This window comes from Streptococcus shenyangsis (genome assembly GCF_006385785.1).
Classification (GTDB): domain Bacteria; phylum Bacillota; class Bacilli; order Lactobacillales; family Streptococcaceae; genus Streptococcus; species Streptococcus shenyangsis.
This window is the reverse complement of record NZ_VFSH01000009.1, coordinates 1-22910: the sequence shown is the minus strand read 5'-3', so window position 1 is coordinate 22910 and position 22910 is coordinate 1. Positions and strand designations below refer to the sequence as shown.

The 22910-nt window shown below is 39.4% G+C and carries 12 protein-coding genes and 1 pseudogene; 11 read left to right on the top strand and 2 right to left on the bottom strand.

Annotated elements, in window-relative coordinates; genetic code table 11:
- The first annotated feature begins 4 nt into the window (after window positions 1-4).
- The 3 genes and pseudogenes from FJR77_RS07260 to FJR77_RS07250 all read left to right on the top strand — a co-directional run bounded on the left by FJR77_RS07260 (window position 5) and on the right by FJR77_RS07250 (window position 3289).
- Complete coding sequence (locus tag FJR77_RS07260) at window positions 5-2059, top strand: cation:proton antiporter (protein WP_140834146.1); 2055 nt, start codon at window positions 5-7, stop codon at window positions 2057-2059.
- A gap of 27 nt (window positions 2060-2086) precedes the next feature.
- Window positions 2087-2947, top strand: coding sequence for a YihY/virulence factor BrkB family protein (locus tag FJR77_RS07255; protein WP_140834148.1), 861 nt, complete (start codon window positions 2087-2089; stop codon window positions 2945-2947).
- 139 nt (window positions 2948-3086) lie between these two features.
- A pseudogene (locus tag FJR77_RS07250) lies at window positions 3087-3289 on the top strand (hypothetical protein).
- A gap of 86 nt (window positions 3290-3375) precedes the next feature.
- Here the strand turns inward: FJR77_RS07250 and FJR77_RS07245 are convergent.
- Window positions 3376-3984: a hypothetical protein gene (locus FJR77_RS07245; protein ID WP_140834165.1), complete on the bottom strand. Its 609-nt coding sequence runs from the start codon at window positions 3982-3984 to the stop codon at window positions 3376-3378.
- Between the two features lie 556 nt (window positions 3985-4540).
- Complete coding sequence (gene queA / locus FJR77_RS07235) at window positions 4541-5569, bottom strand: tRNA preQ1(34) S-adenosylmethionine ribosyltransferase-isomerase QueA (protein ID WP_125451442.1); 1029 nt, start codon at window positions 5567-5569, stop codon at window positions 4541-4543.
- 150 nt (window positions 5570-5719) lie between these two features.
- Here queA and FJR77_RS07230 point away from each other — a divergent pair, with 150 nt between their 5' ends.
- The 8 genes from FJR77_RS07230 to FJR77_RS07190 form a co-directional block, all read left to right on the top strand.
- Window positions 5720-6427 (top strand): glucosamine-6-phosphate deaminase, encoded by a 708-nt coding sequence (locus tag FJR77_RS07230; RefSeq protein ID WP_140834151.1) that lies wholly within the window; start codon window positions 5720-5722, stop codon window positions 6425-6427.
- 151 nt (window positions 6428-6578) lie between these two features.
- Entirely contained in the window at window positions 6579-6755 is a 177-nt protein-coding gene (gene rpsU / locus FJR77_RS07225) for a 30S ribosomal protein S21 (protein WP_000048054.1), read from the top strand.
- 280 nt (window positions 6756-7035) lie between these two features.
- A complete protein-coding gene (gene hprK, locus FJR77_RS07220; RefSeq protein WP_181146621.1) occupies window positions 7036-7971 on the top strand; it encodes an HPr(Ser) kinase/phosphatase in 936 nt (311 codons plus the stop codon).
- The gene (gene lgt, locus FJR77_RS07215) at window positions 7964-8752 is read left to right on the top strand and encodes a prolipoprotein diacylglyceryl transferase (RefSeq protein WP_033679925.1); all 789 of its coding nucleotides are present in this window, start codon (window positions 7964-7966) and stop codon (window positions 8750-8752) included. Before hprK ends, lgt begins: the two co-directional genes overlap by 8 nt.
- Window positions 8753-9136: a DUF948 domain-containing protein gene (locus tag FJR77_RS07210; protein WP_020900901.1), complete on the top strand. Its 384-nt coding sequence runs from the start codon at window positions 8753-8755 to the stop codon at window positions 9134-9136. It abuts the gene before it with no gap.
- Between the two features lie 15 nt (window positions 9137-9151).
- Window positions 9152-9547 (top strand): YtxH domain-containing protein, encoded by a 396-nt coding sequence (locus tag FJR77_RS07205; RefSeq protein WP_140834155.1) that lies wholly within the window; start codon window positions 9152-9154, stop codon window positions 9545-9547.
- Between the two features lie 400 nt (window positions 9548-9947).
- A complete protein-coding gene (locus tag FJR77_RS07195; RefSeq protein ID WP_140834159.1) occupies window positions 9948-17201 on the top strand; it encodes a G5 domain-containing protein in 7254 nt (2417 codons plus the stop codon).
- 710 nt (window positions 17202-17911) lie between these two features.
- Window positions 17912-22910, top strand: a 4999-nt coding sequence (locus FJR77_RS07190; protein WP_140834160.1) for a YSIRK-type signal peptide-containing protein, incomplete at its 3' end; no start/stop codon positions are given.

Here is a 22910-nt window from a genome sequence, read left to right as displayed (position 1 = left end):
GTGCGTGGAATTACTAATTTACCTCATCCTATTTTTACTGGTTTTGATTGTCTCAAGTACAACCAATAAGCTCCTGCCCTTTTTGCCTCTCCCTTTGGTGCAGATTCTTTTGGGAATTGTGATTGGTCTCTTTTTACCCAATACCGACTTTCACCTCAATACGGAGTTGTTTTTGGCCCTGGTTATCGGGCCCTTGCTTTTCCGAGAGTCGGAGGAAGCAGATATTACGGCTATTTTAAAACACTGGCGAATCATTATCTATCTCATATTTCCAGTGATTTTTATCTCGACTCTGAGTTTGGGTGGCTTGGCCCATCTTCTTTGGCTTAGCCTTCCCTTGGTGGCTTGCTTGGCTGTTGGGGCAGCCCTTGGGCCTACGGACTTGGTGGCTTTTGCTTCTCTTTCGGAGCGCTTTAGCTTTCCTAAGCGCGTGTCCAATATCCTTAAGGGTGAAGGACTCTTGAATGATGCTTCTGGTTTGGTGACCTTTCAGGTAGCCTTGACAGCTTGGACAACAGGAGCCTTTTCCCTTGGGCAAGCTAGTAGTTCGCTTATCTTTTCAATCCTAGGCGGTTTTTTAGTTGGCTTTTTAACAGCCATGACCAACCGTTTCCTCCATACCTTCTTGCTGAGTGTGCGAGCAACGGATATTGCCAGCGAACTTTTATTAGAATTGAGTTTGCCTCTGGTGACCTTCTTCCTGGCAGAAGAAGTCCATGTTTCAGGAATTATTGCCGTGGTGGTTGCTGGGATTTTAAAGGCAAGCCGTTTTAAGAAAATTACTCTCCTTGAAGCCCAAGTGGATACGGTGACTGAGACGGTCTGGCATACAGTGAACTTTATGCTCAACGGTTCTGTCTTTGTGATTTTAGGGATGGAGTTGGAAATGATAGCAGAACCTATCTTGATCAATCCAATCTATAATCCTCTACTCTTACTAGTATCTCTTTTAGCCCTTACCTTTGTCCTCTTTGCCATTCGTTTTGTCATGATCTATGGCTATTTTGCCTATAGGACTAGACGACTCAAGAAAAAGCTAAATAAGTATATAAAGGATATGCTTCTCCTGACCTTCTCAGGTGTTAAGGGAACCGTGTCGATTGCTACGATTCTTTTGATACCAAGTAATCTAGAGCAGGAGTATCCTCTCTTACTTTTCCTCGTTGCAGGTGTGACGCTGGTAAGCTTTTTAACAGGTCTCTTAATCCTGCCTCATCTTTCTGATGAACAAGAAGAAAGTAAGGACCATCTCATGCATATTGCTATTTTGAATGAAGTAACGATAGAGTTGGAAAAAGAGTTGGAAGACACTAGAAATAAACTCCCTCTCTATGCAGCTATTGACAATTACCATGGACGAATAGAGAACCTTATCCTGAACCAAGAAAATAAGGGAGAGCAAGAGGACTGGGAGGCCTTGAAACTTCTTATCCTCAGTATTGAGAGTGATGGTCTGGAACAGGCTTACGAAGAAGACAAGATGAGTGAGCGTGCCTATCGAGTTTACCAGCGTTATTTGAAAAACATGGAACAAAGCATCAATCGCAAGTTTGCTTCACGATTGACCTATTATTTCCTTGTTTCCTTGCGTATTTTACGTTTTCTCCTTCACGAAGTCTTTACCTTTGGCAAGACCTTCCGTAGTTGGAAAAATGAAGAATCACAGAAACTCAGAGCCCTTGACTATGACCAAATTGCAGAGCTCTATCTAGAAAATACAGAGATGATTATCGAAAGTTTGGAGAATCTAAAAGGGGTTTATAAGAGTTCCTTGATTAGCTTCATGCAGGATTCTCGTCTCCGTGAAACAGCTATCATCACCAGTGGTGCCTTTGTCGAACGGGTTATCAATCGTGTCAAACCCAACAATATCGATGAAATGCTGAGAGGCTATTATTTGGAGCGCAAGTTGATTTTCGAATACGAAGAAAAACGATTAATTACGACCAAGTATGCCAAGAAGTTACGACAAAATGTCAATAACTTAGAGAACTATTCCTTGAAGGAAGCTGCCAATACCCTGCCTTATGATATGGTGGAATTGGTAAGAAGAAATTAATCAAGATTATAAGTGAAGGAGTGTTACATGAAGAAGTGGTGGAAAGGGCTGATAGACAAGCCTTTATTAAAAGCCTTTTTGCATTATTATCAAGCATCAGATAGTGAGTTGACCAGTGTCGCAGTAGCCTACTATTGGTTGATTTCGATTTTTCCCCTGCTTTTGGTGGTGGTCAATATCCTCCCTTATTTTCAGATTCCAGTTTCCAATTTTTTAAAGGTCGTTAATGAATTCTTGCCAGAAACCATGTATGATGTGGTCGCAAAGATTATTACAGAAGTGCTGACCCAACCGTCAACAGGCTTATTGAGTTTTGCGGTTTTGTCAGCCCTCTGGACCTTTTCAAAATCCATGAATTTCCTACAGAAAGCCTTTAACAAAGCTTACGGAGTTGCTAAAAATCGTGGAATGATTTCCTGTCAGCTCATGAGTTTGTTTGTCAGTTTTGGCTTGCAGATTCTCTTCGCCTTAGCTCTGTTTTTGAGTGTCTTTGGCCGCATGCTTCTCAACCTTATCAAGAGCTACTGGAAATCGGATAGTCCTATCTTTGATTATCTGCAAGACCTAACAGGCCCCTTGATCTATGCCTTGATTTTCGCTATCTTGGTCATGCTTTATTATTTCCTGCCTAATGTTACGGTCCGACGAATTCGCTATGTGTTGCCAGGTAGTGTCTTTGTCTTGTTGACTCTGGTCTTACTACTCAATATCTTTTCAGTCTATATCAATAATTATGTCAATCACCTAGTGGACGTCCGCTTTTTCAGTTCCGTTGTCGTGGTGGTCATGATGTTCTGGTTTATTCTCATCGCTAAGATTTTAATTGTCGGTGCAGTTATCAATGCTAGTGTCCAGAGTTTGAAAGATCTGAATTTTAGAAAAGACTAACGAATTTTTAATTCATTACAAAACGCATAATATCAAGGTTGATGCACGAAAATTCCACGAAGCCAACTATAGTCAGAAAGCTGAACAACAAGCCAAAACGTCCAAAAAAGGCGGCAAAAAGCAAGCACCTGCAAGCAACGTGCCGAAATGGTCAAATACTGGTTATGTCAACGAATTAGACCCAAAAATCGTTGATATGCTAGTAGAATTTCACAAGTCACAATGCACTTTGGAAACTCCCGAGGCGCAAGCAGAAATCGCCCAAAAACGTGAAGAAATCGAGCAAAGGAGAACTGAGCTTGAGGATAAAAACAAGAGCTTTTGAACCGCTTGAACAAATAGAGTTTCGCAAGTATTATGCTTACAAATTACTTGAGTAATTAACTAAAATATAAACCCTGCCTTTATATCTAGGCAGGGTTTATATTTTAGAAATTCACGTAGCTTGTTTCGTTTTTTACATACCCAGTATAGTCTGAGTTTCTATAGAATTCAGTGATAAACTTCCATTTTCTTTGAGAAATATGGATATAAGTACTTGTTATGTAGTATGGATATGGACTTTGTGAATCCAAGTAAGCCTGATAAGCTTGTATACCCCAAAATGCTCCACCAATTATTACACCCCATGGACCTCCCAATACAGCACCTATCTTACCAATTATAAAACTTAGTCCAGCATCAGCCATGAAATTAGCGAATGTGTTAGCTTGTTTATTCCCATGTATTGTGTTGACGTAATTCCAAACATTAGGATCGTATGATCTAAAAGATATATTTAGGTCGATTTCATTCTTTTGATAATCCATATAAAATGACCCATTGATATAGACACCATCAGCACGTTGTTCAATAGTGTCTACACTTCCATCTGGATTGACCACCTCAAGAACTTCATCACTTAAAATATTTACTTGCGTATCTCCGAACCGCACTGATGAGCCATTCTCAAACTGAGCCTCACCAGATACAACTTTAGAGTTTGCCGATAAGCTATCATCAGCAAAAACAACAAGCGACGGGGAAATGCTAGACATACAGAAAACAGATATAACTAGCAAACACATGCATTTAAACATCTTAGACATAACGGAAACTCCTTTGTATTTTTGATTTTTTTCAACTTTTGTTATACAATAAAACCAAACAAAAAGAAAGCGGTAACAATATGCTTAATGCGAAAATTTTTTATATATTTTTATATTTGATCGTTATCGAAACTATAGGCTTGTTGTTGTTGAAAAAAGGTCTCGAAATGGGTTATTTTGGCACAGAAGCTATTATCCTCGCAATTTTTTCATTTGCTTTTTACAACCTATGTTCATTCGCTTGGGTCTGCTCTACAATAAAAAAACAATAAAAAATAAATAGACGTATTTTCAAAAAAAGATTGCATATTTATCTAAGTAAAACGACGATTTAAATCGTCGTTTTTTTGTATAACCCCCTGAAATTTATTTTAATTATGCAAATTTCACGTATTTTTGGTGCTGAGACAACGATTCTGAGAGCTTTTCAGACTTTGTCTATCATTAGAAAAGCTTAGAGCACCAAAGGATAATACCTGATAATATGCGTTTTTTCATTATGAAATTAATAGATAAACATGGCATCGCCAAAACTAAAGAAGCGGTAGTGTTCTTGGATGGCATGGTGGTAGGCATCTAATACTAATTCGCGACCTGCAAAGGCAGAAACCAGCATGACCAGAGTAGATTTTGGGAGGTGGAAGTTGGTTGAGAAGGCATCGACAACCTTCCATTCATAGCCAGGTTTGATAAAGATATTGGTCCAGCCAGAATCTGCTTGGATTTGCCCAGCAAACTTGGAACCAATAGTCTCTAAAGTGCGGATGGAAGTAGTTCCGACAGCGATGACACGACCACCGTTTTCTTTAATAGAGTGAAGGGTTGCAGCTGCTTCCTCAGAAAGCTGGTAGAATTCTGAGTGCATTTCGTGTTCATCCAGATTGTCCACAGAAACAGGTCTAAAGGTTCCGAGTCCGACATGGAGAGTCAAATAGACCAGATGAACTCCTTTAGCTTGGATTTCTGCTAGCAGTTCTTTGGTGAAGTGAAGTCCAGCAGTTGGTGCTGCAGCAGAGCCACTTTCCTTGGCGTAGACGGTTTGATAGCGTTCACGGTCATCCAGTTTTTCGTGGATATAAGGTGGCAGAGGCATTTCTCCCAGACTTTCCAAGACTTCTAGGAAGATTCCTTGGTATTCAAAGCGGACAATACGGCCCCCGTGGGTCAATTCTTCTGTCACGACAGCGCTGAGGCGACCATCACCAAAGCTGACACGAGTGCCAACCTTGAGGCGTTTGGCAGGTTTAGCCAGAACTTCCCACTCATCTCCACTAGTGTTTTTGAGCAGGAGAAGCTCTACATGGCCTCCAGTTTCTTCCTTTTGACCATAGAGGCGGGCGGGGAGAACGCGGGTGTCGTTCATAACAAGGGCATCACCAGGTTCCAGCATATCAATAATAGAGTGGAAGTGTTTATCCTGCATTTCTCCTGTCTCACGATTGACGATGAGGAGTTTAGAGGCATCCCGTTTTTCAAGGGGCGTTTGGGCAATCAATTCCTCAGGCAAGTGGAAATCAAAATCAGCTGTATTCATATATCTGTTCATTCTTTCTAAGTTCTAATCCTATCCATTATAACATGTTTCAAGTATAGGCGCTCTTTTTTTGGAAATTAAATCGTTTTCACTTGACAAAAATTGGTCTATACCATATAATAAATATAGATTGAAACGGAGGATGAAAAGATGAAAGTTATTAAAGTTGAAAACCAAATCGAAGGTGGAAAAGTTGCTTTTGAGATTTTGAAGGAAAAATTGGACAACGGCGCTCAAACTCTAGGACTTGCGACAGGAAGCAGTCCGCTTGAATTTTACAAGGAAATTGTTGAGAGTGACCTTGATTTTTCAAATCTAACTAGTGTGAACCTTGATGAGTATGTAGGCCTTGATGGGGACAACCCACAGTCTTATCGTTACTTCATGCAAGAAAACTTGTTCAACCAAAAACCATTTAAAGAAAGTTTCTTGCCTCGTGGAGTTAAGGACAATGCTGAAGCTGAAGTTGAACGCTACAACCAAATTTTGGCTGATCATCCAGTTGATCTGCAAATCTTGGGAATCGGTCGCAATGGACATATCGGATTTAATGAGCCAGGAACTGCCTTTGATAGCCAAACACATCTTGTAGAACTTGATCAGTCTACTATCGAAGCTAATGCGCGCTTCTTTGACAAGATTGAAGACGTCCCAACCCAAGCTATTTCAATGGGGATTAAAAATATTTTGGATGCCAAGTCAATCCTGCTCTTTGCTTACGGTGAATCGAAAGCAGAAGCTATTGCTGGAACAGTGTCTGGCCCAGTGACTGAAAGTCTACCAGCAAGTAGTTTACAAAACCACCCTGATGTGACCATCATCGCAGATGCTGAAGCACTTAGCTTACTTGAAAAATAAAAAAGTGAAACCATTCAGTATTTTTTATTGAACGCTTTCAAGACTTGTATAAATGGCAGAAAAAATCTAAATTTAACCGCATTTTTTCTTGACAATTATTCCTTTTACGTGTAGAATAGAATAGATCTTGAACTTGAAGGGAGTGAAAAAAATGTCTAAAACAGTAGTACGTAAGAATGAATCTCTTGACGACGCACTTCGTCGTTTCAAACGTGCGGTTACTAAAGCTGGTACTCTTCAAGAAACACGCAAACGTGAATTCTATGAAAAACCTTCTGTAAAACGTAAACGTAAGTCAGAAGCAGCTCGTAAACGTAAAAAATTCTAATTGAAATGAAAGGCTAGAGTAATCTAGTCCTTTTTCTTTTAATACTCTTCGAAAATCTCTTCAAACCACGTCAACGTCGCCTTGCCGTATATATGTGACTGACTTCGTCAGTCTTATCTACAACCTCAAAACAGTGTTTTGAGCAGCCTGTGGCTAGTTTCCTAGTTTGCTCTTTGATTTTCATTGAGTATAAATAAATACTCCAAAGCCTGCAAAAATCTCAAATATCCTCCTACAATTTGATATAATAGTAAAAAGAACTTGATTGAAGGAGGAAATGATGTCGGTTTTAGTAAAAGAAGTGATTGAAAAGCTTAGACTAGACATTGTCTATAGCGAACCAGAATTGCTTGAAAAGGAAATCAATACAGCGGACATTACGCGACCTGGTCTTGAAATGACAGGTTATTTTGACTACTACACGCCAGAGCGGATCCAGCTCTTGGGGATGAAGGAGTGGTCTTATCTGATTAGCATGCCTTCTAACAGCCGTTATGAAGTTTTGAAAAAAATGTTTCTACCTGAGACACCTGCGGTCATTGTTGCCCGTGGTTTGGTGGTGCCAGAGGAGATGCTAAAGGCAGCCAGAGAATGTAAGATTGCCATTTTAACTAGCCGTACAGCTACCAGTCGTTTGTCTGGAGAATTATCTAGTTATCTGGATTCTCGTTTGGCGGAACGCACCAGTGTTCACGGTGTCTTGATGGATATCTATGGGATGGGTGTCTTGATTCAAGGCGATAGTGGTATCGGTAAGAGTGAGACAGGCTTGGAGCTGGTCAAACGTGGGCACCGCTTGGTAGCAGATGATCGGGTAGATATTTATTCTAAGGATGAATTAACTCTTTGGGGAGAACCTGCTGAAATCTTGAAACACTTGATTGAAATTCGTGGGGTTGGGATTATCGATGTCATGAGCCTCTACGGTGCGAGTGCTGTAAAAGATTCTTCACAAGTTCAGCTGGCTGTCTACTTGGAAAATTACGATACACATAAGACTTTTGATCGTCTTGGAAACAATGCGGAGGAAATAGAAATTTCTGGCGTAGCCATTCCTCGTATCCGCATCCCAGTGAAAACAGGTCGTAATATCTCTGTAGTAATAGAGGCAGCTGCCATGAACTATCGTGCCAAGGAAATGGGCTTTGATGCGACGCGTTTATTCGAAGAACGCTTGACAAATCTTATTGCTCAGAACGAGGTGCACGATGCTTGATCCAATTGCTATTCATCTAGGTCCTCTAGCTATTCGTTGGTATGCCTTGTGTATTGTAACGGGCTTGATTCTTGCGGTTTATTTGACCATGAAAGAAGCGCCTAGAAAGAAGATCATACCAGACGATATTTTAGATTTTATCTTAGTAGCCTTTCCCTTGGCTATTTTAGGAGCTCGTCTCTACTATGTCATTTTCCGTTTTGATTATTATAGTCAGAATTTGGGAGAGATTTTTGCCATTTGGAATGGTGGTTTGGCCATTTACGGTGGTTTGATAACTGGTGCCCTTGTACTTTATATCTTTGCTGATCGTAAACTTATCAATACTTGGGATTTTCTAGACATTGCGGCACCAAGTGTCATGATTGCCCAAAGTCTGGGACGCTGGGGCAATTTCTTTAACCAAGAAGCCTATGGTGCAGCAGTGGATAATCTGGATTATCTACCTGCCTTTATCCGTGACCAGATGTATATTGAGGGGAGCTACCGTCAACCGACCTTCCTTTATGAGTCTTTATGGAATCTACTTGGATTTGCCTTGATTTTGATATTCAGACGAAAATGGAAAAGTCTCAGACGAGGTCATATCACGGCCTTTTACTTGATTTGGTATGGTTTTGGTCGTATGGTCATCGAAGGTATGCGGACAGATAGCCTCATGTTCTTTGGTCTTCGAGTATCTCAATGGCTATCAGTTGTCCTTATCGGTCTTGGTATTTTTATCATTCTATATCAAAATCGAAAGAAGGCCCCTTACTATGTTACAGAGGAGGAAAACTAAATGTTAGAAGTTGCATATATTCTTGTCGCCCTTGCTTTGATTGTATTTTTAGTGTATCTAATTATTACTGTACAAAAGCTTGGACGTGTGATCGATGAAACAGAGAAAACGATTAAAACCTTGACTTCAGATGTGGATGTGACCTTGCATCACACCAATGAATTGCTAGCTAAGGTCAATGTCTTGGCAGATGATATCAATGTCAAGATGGCAACAATTGATCCACTCTTTAGTGCTGTTGCAGATTTATCTCTATCTGTTTCAGACCTCAATGACCATGCGCGTGTCTTGAGCAAGAAAGCTTCATCAGCTGGTTCAAAAACCATTAAGACTGGTGCAAGTTTATCAGCTCTTCGTCTTGCAAGTAAATTTTTCAAAAAATAAAAAAGGAGAATCCTTATGGGTAAACTATCCTCAATCCTTTTAGGAACCGTTTCAGGTGCAGCTCTTGCCTTGTTTTTAACAAGCGACAAGGGCAAACAAGTCTGCAGTCAGGCTCAAGATTTTCTAGATGATTTGAGAGAAGATCCTGAGTATGCCAAAGAGCAGGTCTGTGAAAAACTGACAGAAGTTAAGGAACAAGCTACAGATTTTGTTCTAAAAACCAAAGAACAGGTTGAGTCAGGTGAAATCACTGTGGACAGTGTACTTGCTCAAGCCAAATCATGTGCTCGTCAAGCGACAGAAGCATCAAAAGATCGATTCAATAATCTCAAGGGGCAATGGCAAGAAAAGGCTGAAACTCTTGATGAATCAGAAGAGATTGTGATTGATATCGAAGAAGAAAAAATCTAAATTTGACGAGAATGAGCGAAAACTCAATTCTAGGAGAAAATGAAGCACATTTTCCCACAATCAAACGCATGGTATCAAGGACTGTAATGCCTGATATTATGCGTTTTTTATGATTTTGAAGACTTTTTGACAAACTTTTTTAAAACACATGAGTGTTATGATTTTTTATGGTATAATGGCAGTGTTAGAAGTGAAATATTTACATTTTTTTATATTTTACTGATATTTTAGTAATATTAAGCGATCTATTTTTTATATGATTAGAAATCAATGTAGTAGCTTATAATCAAGTAGAGGAAAAGCTCTAACATTTTAGTCAAGAAACGATCTAGTATTCTGTCAAGGGAAAATATTAGAACCCTCTATTTTGTAAAAAATAGTTAGAAAGAAAGTTAATAAAATGAAAGACATTTTTAATAAACGCCAACGCTTTTCGATTCGAAAGTTTTCTGTTGGAGTGGCTTCTGTATTAATAGGAATTGCCTTGTTTGCACCATCCCAGGGAGTACTTGCTTCTACGGAAAATAATGTGGCAACAGAGATAGGGGCTAATTCTGAAAAGGAGAATGCGACCCCTACTGTGGAGAAAAAAGAAGAGAATCAAAATTCACCAGAGAATCAAGGTGCTATCTCCAGTCCAGCTCCAAAAGATACTCCAATAATATCTACAAGAACTACAGAACTTGAGACATCTGGGGATAAAGAAAATAATAGCTTGACCACAAGGGCTTCCGTGGCGGGTGAAGACAGATCAAGTCTTCCAGCGGTGAGAGCGGCATCGAATCCTTCCGAGATAAAAAAATATGAATTGACTAAGGAAGATGCTAAAAAAATCAAAGCAGGAGTAATCGGTTCAGAAGGTAATAAGCTTGACAGTTTGTTATTAAACGGCCCTGAGTTAAGTCCAGAAGCTTATACAGATGATGATTTCTTGAAGGATAAAGAAGAACTTTATATTTATGAAAAAGGCGGGAAAAAGTATGTAGGCTATAATAGTCATCCCTTATTAGAAGATACTGATGGTGATGGTATTATTGACAGTAAAGAAAAGCCAGATGAAAAATTAAAATGGAATGTCAGTGAGCGCGATATGATTATGTTCATGGAATTGTCCTACCGTGATGATAATTATATTGATAGAGTGCTGAATCATAAGAAACCCTTAACAGAGTCAGAGTTATATAAAAAGAATGATGACAGTAGACCACGTTATGAGTATATGATGATGAATAAGGAATTGGGGCCTTATTGGGAAAGGAAAAAAAGTTACCATACCTCCAGTGGACTAGATGCTGTCTTGTATGAAACTAAGAGTGATTTCTCATATTTACCAAACGGAACTGCACAAGTATTAGCCTTTCGTGGAACAAGTGATGCCAAAGATATAGGAACTGATATAACACTTGGATTAGGAAGCAATCCTCAACAAGGGATTGATGCAGAAAATATCATGCGTGAACTGGCTAAAGATAAGAGCATTACCAATCTATATTTGACAGGACACTCTTTAGGAGGATATTTAGTACAACGGGCAATGGTTGAAGCCTATCAGTTGGCATATTCTGACAGCAGAGTCATGTCTTCTAAAGAACAGCGGGCTTATAGAAACTTTTATAATAATGTATTAAAAAAAGGAACAACCTTTAATGCCCCAAAAGTGAGGACAAGTTATTTCTCATCATCTGAATTTTGGCAAAAAGGATTAGACAGTAAAAACATAGCTAAGTCTGGAAAAATGACACATTATATAGTTAATAATGATTCTACTATAGGAAAAAGTGTCAGTAATGATAGTGATGTTGTCATAAATGTTGGGGATACAAAAGGAGGTCATAGTTCACGTTCTTATTTTGAAGCCGATATGATTAATAGACGATCAGAGTTCATGTCTGGGAAACGAATTTCCTTAGATGGGACAGGTTATCAAGATAAAAAAATGACAACAGCTAAATCTGTAGAAAAAGTTGGAGAAACTGTTGTATATAGTAAACGTGGAGATGACATCATTAAGTCAACAACTGTTAGTATCAAAGATCCCGATACAGGGCAGATTACTAAAAATACACTTGATGAAGTGTTCAAGAAAGATGGTGCCAAATCAACAGTTGTGGTTACGTCAATCGAGCCAAGTGTTCGTTATGAAAAAGACGCTACGAGAGCCAAAGGTGGGGCAAATGTAACAGAAGCTGGTACTCCAGGCACTAGAACAGTAACTACAACCTACACAGTCAATCCGACAGATGGTAGCCTTGTTTCGCATGAAGAACCGGCAGTAGTAGTCCCATCAAAACCGACAGTGGTCAAAGTCCCAGCTAAGGATGAGGTTACATACCTCAAAGAAGGCGATGATGTGGTTAAGAAGATAACCACTTACATGGTCAATGCAAGTACAGGAGCTCTTACTCCAACAGAGAAAAAGGAAATCTTCAAACAAAATGGTGCCAAGGCTAAGGTTGTTGTTACGCCATTACAGCCAAGTGTTCGTTATGAAAAAGACGCTACGAGAGCTAAGGGCGGAAAAAATGTAACAACAGCTGGTACTTCAGGCACTAGAACAGTCACTACAACTTATACTGTTAACCCTGCAGATGGTAGCCTCATTCCGCATGAGGGCAAACCCGTCATCAAACAGTCAACTCCTACGGTGGTCAAAGTTCCAGCCAAAGATGAGGTTGAGTACCTCAAAGACGGTGATGATGTTGTTAAGAAGACAACCACTTACGCGGTCAATGCAAGTACAGGAGCTCTTACTCCAACAGTAAGGAAAGATGTTGCCAATCCAAAAGGTGCCAAATCTAAAATTGTGGTTACACCACTTAAGCCAAATGTTCGTTATGAAAAAGATGCCACAAGAGCCAAAGGTGAAGCAAAAATCACAGTAGCTGGTACTTCAGGTACAAGAACAGTAACTACCACCTACACGGTTAATCCTACAGATGGTAGCCTTATTCCACATGAAGGAAAACCCGTCATCAAACAGTCAACTCCTACGGTGGTCAAAGTTCCAGCCAAAGATGAGATTGAATACCTCAAAGAAGGCGATAATGTTGTTAAGAAGACAACCACTTATGCGGTCAATGCCAGTACAGGTGCTCTTACTCCAACAGTAAGGAAAGACGTTGCCAATCTAAAAGGTGCCAAATCTAAAGTTGTGGTTACACCACTTAAGCCAAGTGTTCGTTATGAAAAAGACGCTACAAGACCCAAAGGTGAAGCTAATGTAACAACAGCTGGTACTTCAGGTACAAGAACAGTAACTACCACCTACACGGTTAATCCTACAGATGGTAGCCTTATTCCACATGAAGGAAAACCAGTTATCAAATCGTCAACTCCTACGGTGGTCAAAGTTCCAGCCAAAGATGAGGTTGAATACCTCAAAGAAGGCGATGACGTTGTTAAGAAGACTACAAGTTACCAAGTCAATGCGAGTACAGGTACCCTTACTTCAATAGAGAAAAAGGAAGTGTTCAAGCAAGATGGTGCCAAATCAACAGTTGTGGTTACACCACTTGAGCCAATTGTTCGTTATGAAAAAGACGCCACAAGAGCCAAAGGTGAAGCTAATGTAACAACAGCTGGTACTCCAGGGACAAGTACAGTAACTACCACCTATACAGTTAATCCGACAGATGGCAGCCTCATTCCACATGAAGGCAAACCAGTTATCAAATCGTCAATTTCGACAGTAGTCAAAGTCCCAGCCCAAGATGAGGTTGAATACCTCAAAGAAGGCGACGACGTGGTTAAGAAGACTACGAGTTACGCGGTCAATGCAAGTACAGGTACCCTTACTCCAACAGAGAAAAAGGAAATCTTCAAACAAAATGGTGCCAAATCTACAGTTGTTGTTACCCCACTTGAGCCAAGTGTTCGTTATGATAAAGATGCTACAAGAGCTAGAGGTGGAGAAAATGTAACAGTAGCTGGTACTCCAGGTACAAGCACAGTCACTACTACTTATACTGTGAATCCTACAGATGGCAGTCTCATTCCACATGAAGAGCTAGCAGTAGTAGTCCCATCAAAACCTACAGTGGTTAGGGTCCCAGCCAAAGATGAGGTTGAATATCTAAAAGAAGGCGACGACGTGGTTAAGAAGACTACAAGTTACGCGGTCAATGCAAGTACAGCTACCCTTACTCCAACAGAGAAAAAGGAAATCTTCAAACAAAGTGGTGCCAAATCTACAGTTGTTGTTACCCAACTTGAGCCAAGTGTTCGTTATGAAAAAGATGTCACAAGAGCCAAAGGTGAAACTAATGTAACAACAGATGGTACACCAGGAACAAGAACAGTAACTACCACCTACACAGTTAATCCGACAGATGGCAGTCTCATTCCACATGAAGGCCAACCAGTTATCAAACCGTCAACTCCTACAGTGGTCAAAGTTTCAGCTAAAGATGAGGTCGAATACCTCAAAGAAGGCGACAACGTGGTTAAGAAGACTACAAGTTACGCGGTCAATTCAAGTACCGGTGCTCTTACTCCAACAGAGAAAAAGGAAATCTTCAAACAAAATGGTGCTAAATCTACAGTTGCCGTTACCAAACTAGAGCCAAGTGTTCGTTATGAAAAAGACGCCACAAAAGCCAAAGGTGAAGATAATGTAACAACAGTTGGTACACCAGGAACAAGCACAGTCACTACTACTTATACTGTTAACCCTGCAGATGGCAGTCTCATTCCATATGAAGGCCAACCTGTTACCATCCCTTCGACTCCGACAGTGGTCAAGGTGCCAGCTAAAGACGAGGTTGAATACCTCAAAGAAGGCGATGATGTTGTTAAGAAGACCATAACTTACGCGGTCAATGCAAGTACGGGCTCCCTAACTCCAACAGAGACAACAGAAATCTTCAAGAGAAACGGTGCTAAATCTAAAGTTATCGTTACACCACTTGAGCCAAGTGTCCGTTATGAGAAAGATGCCACGAGAGCTAAAGGTGAAGCTAATGTAACAACAGCTGGTACCCCAGGAACAAGTACAGTAACTACCACCTACACAGTTAATCCTACAGATGGCAGTCTTGTTCCGCATGAAGAACCGGCAGTGGTAGTTCCATCAAAACCTACAGTGGTTAGGGTCCCAGCCAAAGATGAGGTTGAATATCTAAAAGAAGGCGACGACGTGGTTAAGAAGACTACAAGTTACGCGGTCAATGCAAGTACAGCTACCCTTACTCCAACAGAGAAAAAGGAAATCTTCAAACAAAGTGGTGCCAAATCTACAGTTGTTGTTACCCAACTTGAGCCAAGTGTTCGTTATGAAAAAGATGCCACAAGAGCCAAAGGTGAAGCTAATGTAACAGTAGCTGGTACTCCAGGTACCAGAACAGTAACCACAACATATGCAGTTAATCCTACAGACGGCAGCCTCATTCCACATGAAGGTCAACCTGTTATCAAACTTTCAACTACTACAGTGGTCAAGGTCTCGGCCAAAGACAAAGTCGTAGAAATCTCGATTGAACCAGAAGTGGAATACGTTAAAGATGTTGAAAAAGACTTCGGTACACCAGATCAGCGTACTGAGGGTGAAAAAGGTAAAACAGTTACTATAACTGCTTACGATGTAGATCCAAAGGACGGTCATATCACAGAGCACGTTGGTAATCCAGTCGTCACTCCAGCAGGTAAGACAATCGTTAAAGTAGGAGCTAAAACTAAGGTTGAACGTAATAAGGATGACCAGGGTCGTGATGTGATTGATACCACTACCTATGAAGTTGATCCGAAAACAGGTAAGGTAACTCCGACAACAGTTCGAACATATGGAACAAGCAAAGAACCAACGACAGAGACAAGACCTGTACCATCCCCTGTTGTCTATGAAAAAGACGATAGTCGTGATAAAGATTCAGAATCAGTTAGACGAGAAGGAACTCCAGGAGAGGAAACAATCACCACAACGTACACAGTAGATTCGAAGACTGGTAAGATAACGCCTGTAGTTGGTCAACCAGCTCGTACGAAAGAACCAACTAATACTATTGTCAAAGTCGCAGCTAAGGATAAAGTAGAAACAACAGAAATCCCATCACCTAAGAAATACGTAAAAGATGATACACGCGACAAAGGACAAGACAATGTAGAAGAAGCAGGCCAAGCAGGTTCACGTACAACAACAACTACTTACGAAGTAAATCCAGCAGATGGAACAATTACAGAAAGAGTAGGAGAACCAGTAGTAGTAAATCCAACAGCAACAATTGTCAAAGTTCCAGCTAAAGACAAAGTAGTAGAAACGCCGATTGAACCAGAAGTGGAATACGTTAAAGATGTTGAAAAAGACTTCGGTACATCAGATGAGCGTATTGAGGGTGAAAAAGGTAAAACAGTTACTACAACCACTTATGATGTAGATCCAAAGGACGGTCATATCACAGCACACGTTGGTAACCCAGTCGTCACCCCATCAGGTAAGACAGTCGTTAAAGTTGGTGCGAAAACTAAGGTTGAACAATCTAAAGATCCTGAAGGTCGTGATGTGATTGATACCACTACCTATGAAGTTGATCCAAAAACAGGTAAGGTAACTCCAACAACAGTTCGAACTTATGGTAAAGCGAAAGAACCAAAAGTAGAGATAGAACAAGATCCTAAGACAGGTGAAGTTACAGTAACACCGAAGAAACCAGGTGGCTCAACATATCCACTAGGAACTAAGGTCGAAATCCCAGGTGAAGTTGGTAAAGGTAAAGTACCAAACAGTGGTCTACCTGATGTAGAAAAACCAGGTATAGGTAAGACTACTGATCCAGGTAAACCTTCTGTGGAAGTTCCTAATGTAACAACTCAAACTAAGGTAATAGTTGAAAACGGTGAACTGCCTGGGTCAATTACTTTACCAGAATTAACTATTGAGGTTCACTGGATTGATGAAGCTGGAAATGCATTGAAACCAACTGTTAAGACAGGTAGTGAAAAGGATGCTGAACATGGATCAATTTTTGGATATGAATTTGTACGAACTGTGATTTCTGAAAACGAACCAGTAATTACTCACATGTTCAGAAAAGTAAGTGGAAGTACAACTCCAAATCCAGCAACTCCGCCTAATGTAACAATTTTTGAAAATGGTGTATTACCAGATTCAATTGAATTGCCAGAGCTCATGATTGAGGTTCACTGGATTGATGAAGATGAAAATGTATTGAAACCATCTGTTAAGTCAGGTAGTGAAAAGGATGCTGAACATGGATCAATTCTTGGATATGAATTTGTACGAACTGTGATTGATGAAAATGAACCAGTAATGACTCACATTTTCAGAAAAGTAAGTGGAAGTACAAATCCAAATACAATTCCAGTTGCGCCAGTAACACCTGATATTAATGAAAATTCTGGTCATGATACACCTGAGCTAACAACTCCAGCTCCTATTCCAGTTGCACCAGTGACACCTGATACGAATGGTGGTTCTGGTCAAGACACACCTGCATCACCAACTCCAATTCCAGATGCAGTTACTCCGAGTACAGATCAGGTAGATACTAAGACTACTGTTGATAACGGAGCTAAGTCAAATGATTCTCAAACTGTATTACCAAATACAGGAACAGAATCAAATGCTACTCTTGCATCTCTAGGACTTCTTGGTATGCTAGGCGGTCTCAGATTTCTTATTGGAAAGAAAAAAGAAGACTAAAATAAAAATGTAGTCAAAATATGAATTGTTCATTGTTAAGTGGACAATGAATGTAAAAGATAAAGAAACGGCCTTGTTCCTCATTTCAAGAGGTACAAGGCTGTTGTCGTATTCTAGAAAAAAGTAGATATCAATATTCGTACCTAGAGATCATGGGTTGAAATAAAATATGTACAAATCGATTAGGGGATTTAGATTAATTTTTAAAAATGAATTAGAAGTCATGTTATACTATTCTAGCTTCAATCTGCGATACTCATTTGAAATCAAGGTTCCCCTTTTGTTGATAGACTATTCAAGAAATATTGTTGTATAAGTATATACTTTAAAATTATAGGTACACGGAACCAATGATAGGATTTTTAATTAAAACTATTATATATTTGTTTTTTAAGGAAGAAATTTATTTTTTTGATTTTGTAATAATATAAAGTTATATTTATAGGGCATATCTGAAGAATATTTTAAAATTAAGGATGGGATATTTATCGTTATTCAGAGTTGTTTTTAATTATTATATATTTGCTGATTGCGCTTTCTTTGGATTGCTTGTGTTTATACCATTTTAATGGATTAAATATATTGAAAGTGGTATAATCTAGCTGTCAAAACTGTGATGTGAAATGTCCATCATAGTGGTTTTTATTGTTTTATTCCCAGAGGGAATATTGCTTTTAATTTGATTTTGTATTTTAACATAAGGAGGAACAATGGAAAATAAATCAAATTCACTCAATAGAATCAGGCGCCAGCAACGTGAAAAAGTTTTGCGCTTTTCTATTCGTAAGTATAGTTTCGGTGCCGCTTCAGTTGCTGTTGCAGCGCTGATGTTTTTAGGTGCCCGCGTTGCGAGTGCGGATAGTCTAGTCGACAAGACTTCACACTCTACTGCTGGTGTAGTAACACCTGAAAGTAAGGTTGATTTGCCTGAGGATGTTACAGAATCTACTGCAAACAAAGTAGATGAAGGACATAAATCACCAGAAAATCAAGTGCCTGCAGTTCCTGAAAATAGCGCGCCTACAGTTGATAAAGCCAAGTTAAGAAAAGTAGTTGAAGAATTAAATGCTCTTCTTTCAACTAAATTAAACCTTGACGAGTCAGTAGTATCATCTGTCAAAGATAGACTTCAAAAAGGGAAAGAAGCCTTAGAAAGTTCTGAGCTAGCTCAAAAGGATATTGATGAGCTTGCGGTACTCTTGTCTAAAGATGTGACAGTCGTATCAGCTGCTAAGGAAGCAACTGAGGTTCAAGTAGATAAACAAGTAGATAAACAAGTAGATAAACAAGTAGATAAAACTGAGAAGCAAGCTGATAACCTAGCCAACCAATCTTCTCCTGAAGTAAGCGCAAGCGAAGAGAGCCAAACTGTATCAGCTAAAAAAGATGCTTTGAAAGTATCTGTAGATCAATTGAAGGCAGCAGTTCTGGAATTGCCTGAGCAGGAGACTAGCAAAGAAGTTCTTGAAAAAGCCAATGAACTATTGGGCTTAGCCCAAGGTGTTCTTGAAAATACAACAGTTTCTCTGAATGAAGTTGAAGATATGAACAAACTTGTGAAGAGAATGTTTAACTCTGTTAAAAACGCTACAACGCGTTTGAGTTCAGGTTCTCATGATCCGCGTAATGGCAAGAGCATGGGTCAAGGAACAGGTGGAAGAGCTGCAACGGTATCTTCAAGATGGACCAATCAAGACAATCTATTATCTTATCAACGTTTCTATGGAAGTGATAGAGATGGGAATAAGAGGAATAACGACAGACAATTCGTAGAGCAAAAAGTGGATATGACCGGTCGAATTGAGACGATTGATGGGCAAAAATATGTAGTTTACGATGTGTTCTTTAATAATAACGGTCAAAACATAGCTGAACATAGTTATCAACAGGCATATAGACTATTGTTGCAACCTAAAATCTTAGATTTGCAACCTAACGGATATTATAAAACAGACGCTATTAGAGATTTATACTTTGAAATCTATCGTAGAAATAATCAAAATGAAGGTGGGACACTCTCACAAAATCCAGAGAAATTTTATCTTGAAAGGAAACTGAATTACCACTTTGCAAATGATAATGAGCGAAGTCAGAATGGATTTACCTATTTTAACAGTGCAGGTGTCCGTGCATCAGGAGATCATTGGAAAGATATGAGGGATATCTTTAAGGCGAATCGATATGAGCCTGATTTGGAAAAGGCTGTAAAATTAGAAGGGAATCACAAAGACAAGAGTTATGGGTTAGGATTGAAAACTAACGATAAAACAGCTGCTGTTCATATGCATCTAAAAGCAAAATTAAGACCAGATGTAACGGATGAAGAAGTTAGACAAGCATTTACTATAGGTGTTGCAAGCAGTTTTGGTCTGACAACGCACCAATCCTATACTTTCGTGTCAGGGAAAGAACCTAATGAAAATGTAGAACCGACTGTTAAACAAAGTACAAAATACCCTATTATCGGTAAAGAGGTTACAAAGAAAGTCGATGAACCTCTTGGAAATTTAAATAAACCAGTAGAAATTGGTTTTGTAGCGCGTAAGGATGGAAGTACAAGTTTTCCTAACAACACGTCTTGGAGTTGGCCAAATGGACAACCAAGTACTGGTACAGCAGGAGTATTCCAGCGTCAAGTAAAAGCTACCTACAGCGACAATTCTTCAAATACTGCTACTGCTACATTAAAGGTTATTCCAAATCAACCTACTATTGATCAAAGCTCTGTAAATGAAAAAGCAGGGAAGACTGGGCAAGAGGTTACTGTAAATGTCGGAAACGGAGTGCCAGATGGTTCGACAGTGAATCTTTACGAAGGTAATACAGTTATCGGAACTGGAAAAACTACTGGAGGCACTGCGAAAGTTACAGTTAAAGGAACTCTACCAGAAAAGCCTATTACAGCTGAAACAGTTGTGAATAATGGTGGAACAGTAACTTCTGAACGTAGTACTCCTGTAAAACCAACCCCTGAACGAGATACCCAAAAACCTACATTAGAAATTTCACGAAAAAGCCAAACAGTAGTAGAAGGTGGAGAAGTAACCTTCACAATAACAGCAAAAGATGATAAAAGTGTTACTATCGATCCTGATGATTTCCTTAAAAAATATGGTGATAGACTTCTTTCTCGTCAAGCAACAAATAAAAATGTAAAAATTACTAAAACTGAAAAAGTAATTGAAATTACTATTACAACTAAGAAAGAAGACGTTGGTGGACCACATGAGATTACTTTCGGAGCTCATGATGATGCAGGTAATAAAGCTGACCCTGTAAAATTTACTTTCAATGTAACACCACGTGATAACCAAAAACCAATCGTTGAGGTTGGCGGAATTCGTTTAACAGAGAATGAACCACAATCTGCACAGTTTTATGTCTATCGTGGAGCTACATTTAATCCGACTGTTAAAGCATGGGATGATTCAGGTAACATTACGTCGATGAGTGTTGAGGGCTTACCAAAAGGATCTCAACCGCAATCTTACACAGCTCAAACTGGAAAAACTGAAAAAGCTCCATATGCAACTCCTTTATCTACAGGAACAGTAGCGGATACACAAACACTAGGAGATCACGTAGCTAAGTTCAAAATTTCTGATGGTGTAAATAATGCTACTTATCTGATGAAGTATAAAGTTGTCGATGTTGTCGTGGAAAACACACCTAAGACAGTCGAATTAAACAGCAAGTCAGGTGATCCAAATGAATACCTAAATACAGCTGGTAAGCAAGACAAGTCAGGTAAACCAGTTGTAGAATCGCAAGCAGATGTCCACTTCCCAGGAGGAATGAAATTCCGTTGGGACAATGCTAACGGATCAGATACGAATGTAACTTTATCTAAAGTAGGAAAGCAAACTCATAAAGCGATTGCGGTGTTCCCTAAAAATCCAAGTCAGCGTGGTAGTGTCCAAGTATTTGCACCAGAAAAAGCTGAGAGAGATGTTGTTTTCAATGTAGTGGATAATGAAAAACCAAAAGCAAGTCTAAATGGAAAAGAGTTATCAGAAACTGCTAATGAACCAATCTTTACAGTTTATCGTGGAGCTACATTTAACCCAGAGCTAAAAGTATCGGATAACTCTGGTGTGATTTCTAAAGTAGAAGTTAAGGGAGGACTTCCAAAAGGAGTGACTCCAGATCCAGGAGCAACTCCATCTACATTTACAGCTCAAACAGGTAAAGATGGAAGTTCAGAAGATAAGAAATATAAAACTCGCTTATCTTCAGGAACTGTATTGGATACTGAAACTTTAGGAGTACATGAATCAACTATTCATGTAGAAGGAAGTAATCCTTCAGATAGCCGTGATTTCAAATTCAAGTACCGCGTAGTTGATATTGAAACTAAAAATGTTGATAAAAACGGTATCGCAAAAGTACCAGTTGCTTCAACATTAAATAAAGATAATAGTTCTAAAAATATTGATGCGCATAACTATCTGAAAGTAGTCGATAGTGAAGATAAAGCAGATCGTGGTAACAATTATTTACCAAGTGGTATGACTTGGACCTGGAAAGACAGAAACGGCGTTAATAAAGATCGAGGAACAACACTTGACAATTCAGGTAAATATACTCGAACTGCAACAGCAATCTTCCCAGGTACTAAAGCTAATAATATGACAGATGCTACTAGCACGACTAGAGATGTATTTGCACCAGCAGAAATCAAGCGTAAAGTAATTCTAGCAGTAACACCAACAGCACCTATCGTAGAAGGTAAAGAGAATGGTAGTGTAACAATTACCCCACCAAAACAACCTGATAGTACTAATCAACAAGATATTGATAAAATTACTCTTACTTATACACCGACAGGTCAAACAAGTCCAGAAACTGTAACAGTTACGAAATCTGGAAGCAAATGGACTGTAAATGGTAAGTCTGATGATAAAGTATCAGTATCACCTGAAGGAGTTGTAACAATTTCTGATACTGAAGTTGAAGATAAAACAGAAGTAACTGCAAAAGTTTCTAAGAACATTGATGGTGTACTTACTCTTGAGAGTCCTGTAGCTAGAGGAACAGCAAATGGACCTTTAGAAGCTACAGTTACAAATCCAGCACCAGTTCCGGAAAAAGCACAAATTACACCAGTTACAGTTGTGACACCTAACAAACCAGGTTCAAGCATTACAGTAGATGGCCCAGTAAATGGTTTAACAGTAGATGATGAAGGTAAACTTAAAGGAAAACCAGAGGTAAATGATTGGAAACCAAAAGAAGAAGAACGCACAGTCGAAATTCCGGTTAAAGTTACAAAAGGTGGCGAGACAGTTACTGTGAAAGTTCCAGTTCCAATTTTACGCGATACAGATGGAGACGGAATCCCAGATAAAGAAGATTCAGATGATGATAATGATGGAATTCCAGATGAGGAAGAAATCAAAAATGGAACAGATCCTAAAACACCAACAACTCAAACTCCAGTTGAGATTGAAATTACTCCACAACCAAATGGAGATGCGATTGTAACGCCTAAGAAACCAGGAGGAGGAACATATCCACCAGGTACTAAGGTAGAAATCCCAGGTGAAGATGAAAACACAATTACTGTTGAAATCGGTAAAGACGGTTCAGGTAAAGTACCAAATGACAAACTTCCTAAGAAAGCTGTCCCAGGTACAGGAACAGTAACAGAACCGAACAAGAAACCATCACAACCAGTGAATGTAACAACACCAGCTCGTAAGACACCAA